Annotated in this window: 16 protein-coding genes and 2 pseudogenes; 1 reads left to right on the top strand and 17 read right to left on the bottom strand. The window is 32.4% G+C overall.

The features are described from left to right. Nucleotides 1–140: 140 nt before the first annotated feature. Nucleotides 141–389, top strand: a pseudogene (locus CQZ94_RS29120) (transposase domain-containing protein); the annotation flags it as partial. A gap of 155 nt (nt 390–544) precedes the next feature. Here CQZ94_RS29120 and CQZ94_RS29115 read toward each other — a convergent pair. The 17 genes and pseudogenes from CQZ94_RS29115 to CQZ94_RS29045 all read right to left on the bottom strand — a co-directional run bounded on the left by CQZ94_RS29115 (nt 545) and on the right by CQZ94_RS29045 (nt 9907). Beyond that, nucleotides 545–871 carry a hypothetical protein gene (locus CQZ94_RS29115; protein WP_105588221.1) on the bottom strand — a complete coding sequence of 109 codons (327 nt, stop codon included), beginning with the start codon at nt 869–871 and terminating at the stop codon, nt 545–547. A 267-nt stretch (nt 872–1138) separates the two neighbouring features. Continuing rightward, on the bottom strand, nt 1139–1621 hold the full coding sequence (locus tag CQZ94_RS29110; protein WP_105588220.1) for a hypothetical protein: 483 nt from the start codon (nt 1619–1621) through the stop codon (nt 1139–1141). Nucleotides 1622–1640: 19 nt separating this feature from the next. Further along, nucleotides 1641–1862 (bottom strand): hypothetical protein, encoded by a 222-nt coding sequence (locus CQZ94_RS29105; protein ID WP_206772222.1) that lies wholly within the window; start codon nt 1860–1862, stop codon nt 1641–1643. A gap of 100 nt (nt 1863–1962) precedes the next feature. After that, nucleotides 1963–2778, bottom strand: a complete 816-nt coding sequence (locus tag CQZ94_RS29100; protein ID WP_105588219.1) for a DUF3952 domain-containing protein — start codon at nt 2776–2778, stop codon at nt 1963–1965. Between the two features lie 51 nt (nt 2779–2829). After that, nucleotides 2830–2976, bottom strand: a complete 147-nt coding sequence (locus CQZ94_RS31440; protein ID WP_002191628.1) for a hypothetical protein — start codon at nt 2974–2976, stop codon at nt 2830–2832. A gap of 22 nt (nt 2977–2998) precedes the next feature. Further along, a complete protein-coding gene (locus CQZ94_RS29095) occupies nt 2999–3817 on the bottom strand; it encodes a DUF3952 domain-containing protein (RefSeq protein ID WP_105588218.1) in 819 nt (272 codons plus the stop codon). A 247-nt stretch (nt 3818–4064) separates the two neighbouring features. Then, entirely contained in the window at nt 4065–4295 is a 231-nt protein-coding gene (locus CQZ94_RS31435; RefSeq protein ID WP_181149571.1) for a hypothetical protein, read from the bottom strand. A gap of 102 nt (nt 4296–4397) precedes the next feature. After that, nucleotides 4398–4649 (bottom strand): hypothetical protein, encoded by a 252-nt coding sequence (locus CQZ94_RS29085; RefSeq protein WP_105588217.1) that lies wholly within the window; start codon nt 4647–4649, stop codon nt 4398–4400. Between the two features lie 466 nt (nt 4650–5115). Then, complete coding sequence (locus CQZ94_RS29080; protein ID WP_105588216.1) at nt 5116–5571, bottom strand: immunity protein YezG family protein; 456 nt, start codon at nt 5569–5571, stop codon at nt 5116–5118. Between the two features lie 21 nt (nt 5572–5592). Next, nucleotides 5593–5763, bottom strand: a complete 171-nt coding sequence (locus CQZ94_RS30990) for a DNA/RNA non-specific endonuclease (RefSeq protein ID WP_142395963.1) — start codon at nt 5761–5763, stop codon at nt 5593–5595. After that, nucleotides 5732–5812 (bottom strand): annotated as a pseudogene (locus tag CQZ94_RS32515) (helix-turn-helix domain-containing protein); the annotation flags it as partial. The gene CQZ94_RS30990 and the pseudogene CQZ94_RS32515, both read right to left, overlap by 32 nt. A gap of 101 nt (nt 5813–5913) precedes the next feature. Then, complete coding sequence (locus CQZ94_RS29070) at nt 5914–6348, bottom strand: hypothetical protein (protein WP_105588215.1); 435 nt, start codon at nt 6346–6348, stop codon at nt 5914–5916. Then, nucleotides 6348–6668, bottom strand: coding sequence for a hypothetical protein (locus CQZ94_RS29065; RefSeq protein ID WP_258166081.1), 321 nt, complete (start codon nt 6666–6668; stop codon nt 6348–6350). The genes CQZ94_RS29070 and CQZ94_RS29065 overlap by 1 nt, the downstream gene beginning before the upstream one ends. A 173-nt stretch (nt 6669–6841) precedes the next feature. After that, nucleotides 6842–7180: a DUF4176 domain-containing protein gene (locus CQZ94_RS29060; RefSeq protein ID WP_105588214.1), complete on the bottom strand. Its 339-nt coding sequence runs from the start codon at nt 7178–7180 to the stop codon at nt 6842–6844. A gap of 1 nt (nt 7181) precedes the next feature. Beyond that, on the bottom strand, nt 7182–7442 hold the full coding sequence (locus CQZ94_RS29055; RefSeq protein WP_000363076.1) for a hypothetical protein: 261 nt from the start codon (nt 7440–7442) through the stop codon (nt 7182–7184). Nucleotides 7443–7506: 64 nt separating this feature from the next. Then, nucleotides 7507–9069, bottom strand: coding sequence for a lipase family protein (locus CQZ94_RS29050; RefSeq protein ID WP_105588213.1), 1563 nt, complete (start codon nt 9067–9069; stop codon nt 7507–7509). Nucleotides 9070–9091: 22 nt separating this feature from the next. Next, nucleotides 9092–9907, bottom strand: a complete 816-nt coding sequence (locus tag CQZ94_RS29045; protein WP_105588212.1) for a DUF3952 domain-containing protein — start codon at nt 9905–9907, stop codon at nt 9092–9094. Nucleotides 9908–10013: the final 106 nt, after the last annotated feature.

Below are 10013 nucleotides of genomic sequence, written 5' to 3'. Positions count from 1 at the left end.
ATGGGTCACATTCTCTTTATATTGAACAAATCCGTATTCGCTTGTATCTACTAACATTACACTTTCAAAATAGGGTTTTGTTGCAAAGTTTTTCTAAGGGAAGTTAAAATGTAAGAAACATGAGGCGAGGAGAATACTATATGGGATATTTTAAAGGAAAACAATTTAAGAAGGATATTATTTTAGTAGCCGTTGGCTACTATTGTCGTTTTTCTTTAAGCTATCGCGATATCTCTGAACTTTTGAGAGAGCGTGGCATATCGGTTCATCCAACAACTATTATGCGTTGGGTCCATGAATATGGAAATTTGATCTATCAAATCTGGAAGAAGAAAAACAAAAAGGTACAATCATCGTGGAAATTAGATGAAACTCTATATAAACGAAAACGAAGTTTGCAACAACCAAATTTCGTTTTTTCGACGTATCATGCATTACAACAATTACTAACGATGGCATAAAATCCATCTGCAATCATACCAACTTTTTCTCTGTTAAAAAACTTTGCAACAGAACCAATTATTTTCTATTCCTTTACAATTAATTACTTTAACATTTCCCCCAATTCATCCCCAATTCTCCCTAAAGGCTCATTAGCTTTAACACGTTCATTAAAATCTGCCTTCCATATAAAGAAATCAGATAATCCTCCTCTTGGTGGATATAGATTACTATAAATTAATTTTATTTCATTTATAACATCATCAAAGTCTATATAATTATTATTTTGGCATTCATTTAAAATATTAATTACATATATAACTGCAGATATCTGATAATCTATATCACATTTCTTATTTCCCTCTAATATTACACCCAATTCACTAAAAGATTTTTCTAATTTATCTATTACTAACTTACTTGAACTCACTATCATACCTCCTATTTTATTGGTGTTTCACTTAAAGACTCTACCCCATTAATCTTCCATGGTTTCGAAATGAAAATTTGATTACAATTTTCTCCACCAAGGTAATGCCCTCCTTGATATCCAACCGGCCCTTCATATATTGTAGTTCCTTTAGGAATTTTTATTGCGTATGTTGATTCTATTGGCGAAGTAGCTGTCAGTACACCTGTTTTAGGATCTATCCATTGAGCTTTAACGGCAGAATATATCCGTATAATTAAATATAATCTATTCTAAAAGGTTCTTTAAATAACTTCTTATATCCTCTTGTTCGATTCTAGTGACCTTTTCATCAATATTTTGAAATTTCAAAATAGACTCCTTGATTTCTATTAAAGCATCTACTTCCTGTATTGGAACCTCTTTTTTAAAAACAAATTGTTCCATCTTTTCAAATCCATAATTTCTAGCTTCTTTTTCATCACTTGTACCTAGCGTAATTTTATTTATTTCCAGTATAAACTTACCTATTGCCCATGGAACAAATTCTTTTTCTTTATATATTACCTTGTATTTCAATTTATAAGCCATCTCTACCTCATTAATATCAACCTCTTTTATATATATTACTTTCGAAACGAATCCTTGTTCAAATTTTAATTCTTTAAATCCATATTTTATAGATTCATTTGAATTACTTATAAGCTTCAGTTTATTATCCGATACATTTAATCTATACAAATTATTTTTATGAATAGCATAGTCCCTCATAATTTATTATATTTCCCTCCTAATCAACTATAATCCATCCCAATTCTTCATTAAATTCAAGTTTTGTTGCTACATTGCCAGTTTCTGAATCTATAATATTCAATATATCTCCATCTTGGAAAGCTCTTGCATAACCCCTTTCATATGAAAATTCTGGTAATGCAACATTCTTACTTCCTGTAAACCCTCTTGCAGTAAATGGATAATTATCAGCATTAGCTTCCCACCTTGGAATCGTCAACTTTGTGGATCATTTTCTATATATTCAATAGCCCCATAAAACTTATCTGGTGCACCAATTGGTGTTGATACACCATTTACTCCATGATCTACTTTCCCAATTATTTATTATTTGTGTACCGTGCTTTATAATCTACATATTCTTTTTTGGCGTCTTGATTGTTATCTTGTTTTCTATTAAAGTATGTGTGTATCTGTAACGCATATTTTAATAAATTCCCCTCATCGTTCTTTTTCTTGTAGTCTACATAAATACTTAATTCCAGTATCTGCTTTGGATTTTTTGCGGCGTCAAGATGAAGCACAATTGTCGCCCCACTATATTCATCATATTGTATTTTTAATTTGTCATTAATAATACTTTGAAATTCTGATTCAGTTAAGCTATATCCAACTGTATTAGGCTGATCAAACTTTTTGATATCATTGCCTGGCTTCATCTTTAGTTTCCCTATTCCTTTTAAACGGTCCACAATTAAGTTAACGTAAGAAACATCAACATTGGAATCGCTTTGTACCTGCCCATTTTTATACATAATATTTGTACTATAAACGGTTTCTTTTTTATAATTTTCGTTTGTCCCTTTTTCCTTTTTATTCTCTATATCAGTAGCAATTGTTTGTGTTGTGTCTCCATATAAACTTGTATCTTTCGTATTATATACAACTTCCGTAGTCTGACGGATTGTTTTAACGTGTCTTCCATCTTCTTTTTCCTCATACGTACTATATATACCTCTTTGTGTCACACTCGCATACCCATCATCACTTGCAGACATAACCTTCGTCATATCTCCTTCTTCCAAAGCCTTTACAAATGGTTCATACTCAATTTTCGTTTCTCCAAAACTACATCCGCCTAATAAAGACGCAACTATCGTCATAATAATCATCCCCTTAACTTTCTTTTTCTTCATACCATCACCTCATTCGTTACTCTTGGCATTTTCAGTTTAATTACGTTTCCTTTAACAGAATAGTATACTTCCTCTCCCATTAAAACCGTAAATATCCTTCCCTGCTAATTGTAATTTTCCTTCGTCGGAAGATAGATTAACTTTCCCCCAATCAGAGCGTACTTTTAAACTTTTAGTAGGTTTCACATCCTCACTCATATTACCCCTTCTCTCTTCCCGATCATTTATTATTTTTGTACTGTGCTTTATAATCTACATATTCTTTTTTGGCGTCTTGATTGTTATCTTGTTTTCTATTAAAGTATGTGTGTATCTGTAACGCATATTTTAATAAATTCCCCTCATCGTTCTTTTTCTTGTAGTCTACATAAATACTTAATTCCAGTATCTGCTTTGGATTTTTTGCGGCGTCAAGATGAAGCACAATTGTCGCCCCACTATATTCATCATATTGTATTTTTAATTTGTCATTAATAATACTTTGAAATTCTGATTCAGTTAAGCTATATCCAACTGTATTAGGCTGATCAAACTTTTTGATATCATCGCCTGGCTTCATCTTCAATTTCCCTATTCCTTTTAAACGCTCCACAATTAAGCTAACGTAAGAAACATCAACATTAGAATTACTTTGTACTTGCCCATTTTTATACATAATATTTGTACTATAAACGGTTCCTTCTTTATAATTTTCGTTTGTCCCTTTTTCCTTTTCATTCTCTATATCAGTAGTAATTTCTTGTGTTGTACCTCCATATAAACTTTTATCCTTCGTATTATATACACCTTCCGTATTTTGATAGATTCTTTTAACGTGTCTTCCATCTTCTTTTTCCTCATACGTACTATATATACCTCTTTGTGTCACACTCGCATACCCATCATCACTTGCAGACATAACCTTCGTCATATCTCCTTCTTCCAAAGCCTTTACAAATGGTTCATACTCAATTTTCGTTTCTCCAAAACTACATCCGCCTAATAAAGACGCAACTATCGTCATAATAATCATCCCCTTAACTTTCTTTTTCTTCTTCATACCATCACCTCATTCGTTACTCTTGGCGTTTTCAGTTTAGTAATATTTCCCTTTACATAATAGTATACTTCATCTTTTCCTAAAGCTGGTTCGTTACTTTAAACATCGTTCCATCATGGTCATGCCTAGCTCCTTCATAATTTTCAAACAGTGTTTTTTAATTTGCACTATGCTCATTAACTGCAGTAAATCCTCTTACAACTGTATATTTTTCGTAATATAAATACTCATATATGCATATATCACTTTACGGGATTATCTTTGCCATCTTTGTACCAACATCAGGTACTCCAATTTCATTTCTTATCTTATCAACTACTGTCTTTTCATTATCATTTAACGCCCTATCAGGATGTAACAACTCAACAAATTCATCTACTGAATACCCACTATTATTAATAATTTTTTTAATACTATCACTGGTATTTAGCTCTGCATTACTTAACCCCTCTGGAGGAACTTTCTGACCACTCTTCAAATTCAACCCATCAAAAACACTGGCTTTTTCTCAAACACAGGTTCATTCCCTACAGGTGTTTATCGCATTATGGTATACCGAGTACTCCTTAGGAGAAAAACATTATTTTCTTTTCTCTCTTCGATTTTTTCGCATTATCAAATATTTTAATATCAATTCACAAGCATCATTTTCATTTTCAAAAATGTCTATAATATTCATTCCACCTCTCTCTAACGATTGATATACTTTCCATGTTCCCCCTCCTTTTAATATACCTAATTCCAATTCACTAAGAGATTTATCACCTAAATTGTATTCATATTCTTCTATTCCTAATTCATTCAATCTAGTTTTCAACTCACTAATATGCATTTTAAACCTCCTACCTATTTAATTTCTTTTATACATCCTAATTCTTCTAAATACTCTATTGACATTGGTAATTTCCATTGTATTTCCCCACCTACTACATCAAAAACAGGCTCAATTACCAGTAACCTATGTCATAATCTTAAAATAAAAAGCACTTGTTGCCTACCGTAGACAATCAAGTGCTTTAAGTTCATATGTTTTTAAGTAGCATTAATTTTGTAAGTTTTATAGTAACAGTATGACACCTTTTATATATCATGACATGTCATACGCTAAAACTTAGGAGCTTGTACGAGTTCGTTAATTTAATATAACATTCCATGTGCCTATATTCATCGACCTAAATGTCATCTTACCTAAGCTCATACTTCTTTTTCTACTCTATCATTACACATAGTACTCCATGATGGTACAACCTTCATGAGTTATTAATTCAAATTAGAGCATTTCTCTAACTGTAAACAATTTAAAGATTATTATTTTTTACCTCCTCAAACCATTCATCAGCAATATGACCCGCTGTTTTAATAGCATCATTCGTATATACTAAATCATACTTGTAATCAGCTTTAAAGTTTCCACTCTTAACATCATATATTAATTTCATCTCTGTTGGCATGTCTCTTTCATATTCTTTGCACAGTACTTTTACTTTTTCGATATCTTCGCATATTATGCGCAATACCATAAACTGGCGTTCTCTAGACACATCATATCTTTCGTCTCCATCTTCCAATACATCATTCACTTTATGACATTTTACATACTTATTATTAATTAAATAAAAGAATCTGCTCGAAATAATTCCTTCTTCACATGAAGCGTAAACATACACTTTATCGGCTCTATCTTCAACAAATTCCATACATATAGCTATCATATCTGACTGTAATTCACTAAACTTATCTTCAAATTCTTTCATACTACCTTTTCACTCCTTACATTAATTCTCAATAACTTCAAATCCCCATTTACCATCAATAGAATAATTAACTATAAATTCCTTTGGGCGCATATCATTTCCAGAATAAATTATCTCAAAATCAACTGTTACTTCTTTAGGAGGTATTTCTTTTAAAGATGCTGCCCATTCCTCTATGTAAGTACATTTCAATAACTCTCATTTTAAAATCAATCGAAAAAGTTCTTCTAATTTTCCCCATCAAAAATCCCCTCCATAATAAACAGTAACTTTCTTTCAACTGTCTACTATGAGGGGATAATACCTCAATACCGAGGTCATCTCTATTCAATCATCATACTGTTACTTTTGAAAATATATTATACTTATACCTGCTCCAAATGATCTCTTATCAAACCAAGGACCTATTTTTCCCCACTCAAACGTAATATCATCACGTATCCCATCACTTTTTCCTAATTCCTCAATAAGCCATTCTCTTTGTTCAGCTACATATCGCCAAAAGTCATGCTCATTCATAATTGGTTCGTCTATCTCTGGATCAGCTACAATTAACTCTATGCCCCATATATGTTCATTTTTAAAGGCTATGCTAATTCTAAAATTTTTACTTCCTAACTTAACTGGTTGTGAAAACCTTAATGTTGCTCTCTCATTTGTTCGTCTTCTTACTTCAGCATTTGCTTTACCAAATGCATCTTCTATATCCCTCAATGTAGTATTTGGATTAATCTCTATGCCTTCTATTGTTAAAACACCATCTATTAAGTTACTCATTAGTTAATCCCACCTCCTGTATTCCTTATCTCTCTAATAGCGTCTTTTATATCATCAATTTCATCCACACCTAATTTATAATTATTTAGTTTAACTATATTAGGATCATCTATTAGTACTTCGAAAATGTCACAAATACTGTTGTAAACATATTTTCCGTCTTTATCAACTTGTTGCAATAATTTAGGATCAAATTCTATTCCTTTTTCTCTTAATCTAGCCATAGATTGTTCATCCAATATTGGTTTTGCTTTTCCTTCTTTTACAAGGTTCAGCAAAACCACCTCGTAAGTTTTCCGTTCTAGCGATAAAATTATCATATCTTGCGCCTTTTAATCTAGCTAGTTATTTTTCGATTGCATAAATACAAAAAAATGACCTCGGATCAATATCCGAAGCCATTTTTAACCTTATATTCTCAAGAACCTTTTTGTAAAATCCTTCATTTTATATGGGTACAGTTCAAATATAGAAAGGGGAAGGCTTATAATTTTTATTCCTTCGTTTCAACTACCTGATCTGTCTGCTCTTTTTTCTTTTTTTCAATTACCTTTTCTACAAACTCATTACGCCACATTTTAAATTTAGAGGCAAATTGGCCTTCAATTTTGTTTCGGTATCCCTCAAATTGGACTTGTACAATATCTGAATGATTAAAGAGTTTATATGTTTCTTCTGTCAAGCCTAATGGATATAATACTCCTCCATAATCATAGAATGTTGTATCATCCAATAATATCCCTCTTGTTGTAATAACATAATCTGCATCTTCATCAGAACTTAATCTTACTACACTTCCTAATGGTAATACCTTCTCCATATAATCTTTCATATTAATTAACCGTCCCTTTTAATGCATTAATTTTCTCTTCTATTTTTTGCCGTTTTCTTTCTAACTGACGAATTCGATCCATGAATGCATCTCGTGTTTTCCCATTCATATGTGTATCAATACTGCTCTCTAAATTTCTAATATCTGTTGTTAAAGAAGCTGCAGTATTTTCAAGTTGTTTCACTACACTCAATATCTGATCTCGTCCGCCGTTATCCGAAAATGTACTATGAACTTTACTCATAATCAAATGCAAATCCATAACATTTCTCCTTACTTATATATTCTATAAATATCCGAAACTTCCAGACTACTTTTAGAACCCTTTAATAATATGCTACCGCCCCTAACTCTTCGTCTTTTGCCATCATGGAAGTAACTGCAGAGGAAACATCCTCATTTAATTGCCTTAAATCTTTTGCTAGCTCCTTCACATCTTTAGAAATTTCACCAAGCAATGAACGATCTATGCCTTTTCTGCTATCGTTCATAAAGAGATTAAGAAGTGATTGACGATGGCTTCTTATATGACTTTCTACAACTGCAGTAATATTTGTATCCATGACAAAATCACCTTTAAACACATCCACAATATCTTTCAAAAGAGATGGTGCTACTTCTCTTGCGATTGCCATAATTTCACCTGGGTTCAAATACACCATAAGAGCTCCCACAAAAACATCTATCGCTGCATTAAAGACTGATTTTAATACTTCTAACACTTTCTCTTTACATGTAGCTAATTTTGTTTCAATAAAGTCAATTGCTGCATCTACTTTACTTTTAATTTCTATGCTAGCTGCCATACTAAACTTAATGGCTTCTATTGTAACTTGAGACTTTAGCCCTTCATACTTTTTATTTAATCTAGAAATACTTTCTTCCACTTGACCCTTTATTTTTCTAATTTCTCCTGCAGCTTGTACACCGTCTGAATATGCAAACAAGGTCGCTATTAAAGGTGCAAGTGGTGTCCCTGTTAGTATAAACTTTACTGCTGAACCTCCTGCCGCTTCCTCTACTGGAGAAACCTTTCTGTCAAATACTTTATATATAGTTCCTGTATACAAAGCTCCTGACGATTGGGCCAGCTCTAAAGATCCAGGAATTCCATCAAATCCTGTGTCGTTAGAACTTGGTAATTTATCACACCATATTAGCTTATCATTTTTACCATAATCTTTTTTTGTAAAAACGTAAGAATGCCATGCTTGGTTTGGAACTATATACATTCTTCCAGGAACGGTAAAATCAGCTGCCTTTATCCCAATGTGTAGTGGATCATTTTCATTAATAATGTTCCGAATGTTCTTCATATCAAATCCGTCACCGAATGTTTCAACATCTCGCTTTAGAACAGGAGCTGGATTTAATGTTAACGCTTCAATATTATCTTCTCGGTGTCTTAATGCTACCGTGTCAGCTATACCACCACCTAATGAATGTCCTGTTACACTAATTTCCGCATCAGGGTTATTATGTCTAATCTTCATATAAAACAAATCACCTTGATCGTACTGCTTTACCGCAAGGTCCTCGTTCCAATCTCCCAATGCTATTTTATTTGCACCCGTTATATTGTGAACACCAATTTCACCGTCTGTTTTTGCATCCGTTCCATCTTCTGTTCCTACATATGTGATTACAATTTCTCCTGTGCGCTTATCTTGAAGAGCATATGCTGCAAATCCCGTATTTTCATCTACTTCACGATCTATAATATTTGCATTAAAATTTTCTTGCAATGTTTTTTCATTCATGTTACTTCTTGGTTGATCATACGGATATTTCCCATTCCTAAAATCATAGATATCCTTACCAGCTAGCTCCAATTTCCCCCAATCAGAGCGTACTTTTAAACTTTTAGTAGGTTTCGCATCCTCACTCAAATTACCTCTTCTCCCTTCCCGATCATTTATTATTTTTGTACTGTGCTTTATAATCTACATATTCTTTTTTTGCATCTTGATTATTACTTTTTTTGCTCTCAAAATATGTGTGTATCTGCGATAGATATTCTATTAACTTTCCTTCATCATTCTTCTTATTATAATTCATAACAATACTTACTTCCAATATCTGCATTGGACCATTTGCGGAGTCAAGATGAAGCACAATTGTCGCCCCAATATATTCATCATATTGTATTTTTAATTTGTCATTAATAATACTTTGAAATTCTGATTCAGTTAAGCTATATCCAACTGTATTAGGCTGATCAAACTTTTTGATATCATTGCCTGGCTTCATCTTTAGTTTCCCTATTCCTTTTAAACGGTCCACAATTAAGTTAACGTAAGAAACATCAACATTAGAATCACTTTGTACTTGCCCATTTTTATACATAATATTTGTACTATAAACGGTTTCTTCTTTATAATTTTCATTTGTCTTTTTTTCATTTTTTTTATCTACATCAGTAGCAATTTCTTGTGTTGTATCGCCATATAAACTTTTATCTTTCGTATTATATACACCTTCTGTAGTTTGACGAATTGTTTTACTGTGCTCCCCATCTTCTTTTTGCTCGTACATACTGTATATACCTCTTTGGGTCACATGTGCATACCCATCATCACTCGCAGACATAGCCTTCGTCATATCCCCTTCTTCCAAAGCCTTTACAAATGGTTCATAGTCAATTTTCGTTTCTCCAAAACTACATCCGCCCAATAAAGACGCGACTATTGTCATAATAATCATCCCCTTAACTTTCTTTTTCTTCATACCGTCACCTCATTCGTTACTCTTGGCATTTTCAGTTTAGTAATATTTCCCTTTACATAATAGTATACTTCATCTTTTCCTAAAGCTGGTTCGTTACTTACATACT

Source organism: Bacillus sp. MYb209, from assembly GCF_002975175.1.
In the GTDB taxonomy this organism is placed as follows: domain Bacteria; phylum Bacillota; class Bacilli; order Bacillales; family Bacillaceae_G; genus Bacillus_A.
This window is presented reverse-complemented; position numbering and strand designations above follow the sequence as displayed.

Coding starts and splice junctions, on each gene's coding strand:
- CQZ94_RS29110 (WP_105588220.1), bottom strand. CDS start 1,621: ATGAGGGACTATGCTATTCATAAAAATAATTTGTATAGATTAAATGTA.
- CQZ94_RS29100 (WP_105588219.1), bottom strand. CDS start 2,778: ATGAAGAAAAAGAAAGTTAAGGGGATGATTATTATGACGATAGTTGCG.
- CQZ94_RS31440 (WP_002191628.1), bottom strand. CDS start 2,976: ATGAGTGAGGATGTGAAACCTACTAAAAGTTTAAAAGTACGCTCTGAT.
- CQZ94_RS29095 (WP_105588218.1), bottom strand. CDS start 3,817: ATGAAGAAGAAAAAGAAAGTTAAGGGGATGATTATTATGACGATAGTT.
- CQZ94_RS29085 (WP_105588217.1), bottom strand. CDS start 4,649: ATGCATATTAGTGAGTTGAAAACTAGATTGAATGAATTAGGAATAGAA.
- CQZ94_RS29080 (WP_105588216.1), bottom strand. CDS start 5,571: ATGAAAGAATTTGAAGATAAGTTTAGTGAATTACAGTCAGATATGATA.
- CQZ94_RS29070 (WP_105588215.1), bottom strand. CDS start 6,348: ATGAGTAACTTAATAGATGGTGTTTTAACAATAGAAGGCATAGAGATT.
- CQZ94_RS29065 (WP_258166081.1), bottom strand. CDS start 6,668: ATGATAATTTTATCGCTAGAACGGAAAACTTACGAGGTGGTTTTGCTG.
- CQZ94_RS29060 (WP_105588214.1), bottom strand. CDS start 7,180: ATGAAAGATTATATGGAGAAGGTATTACCATTAGGAAGTGTAGTAAGA.
- CQZ94_RS29055 (WP_000363076.1), bottom strand. CDS start 7,442: ATGGATTTGCATTTGATTATGAGTAAAGTTCATAGTACATTTTCGGAT.
- CQZ94_RS29045 (WP_105588212.1), bottom strand. CDS start 9,907: ATGAAGAAAAAGAAAGTTAAGGGGATGATTATTATGACAATAGTCGCG.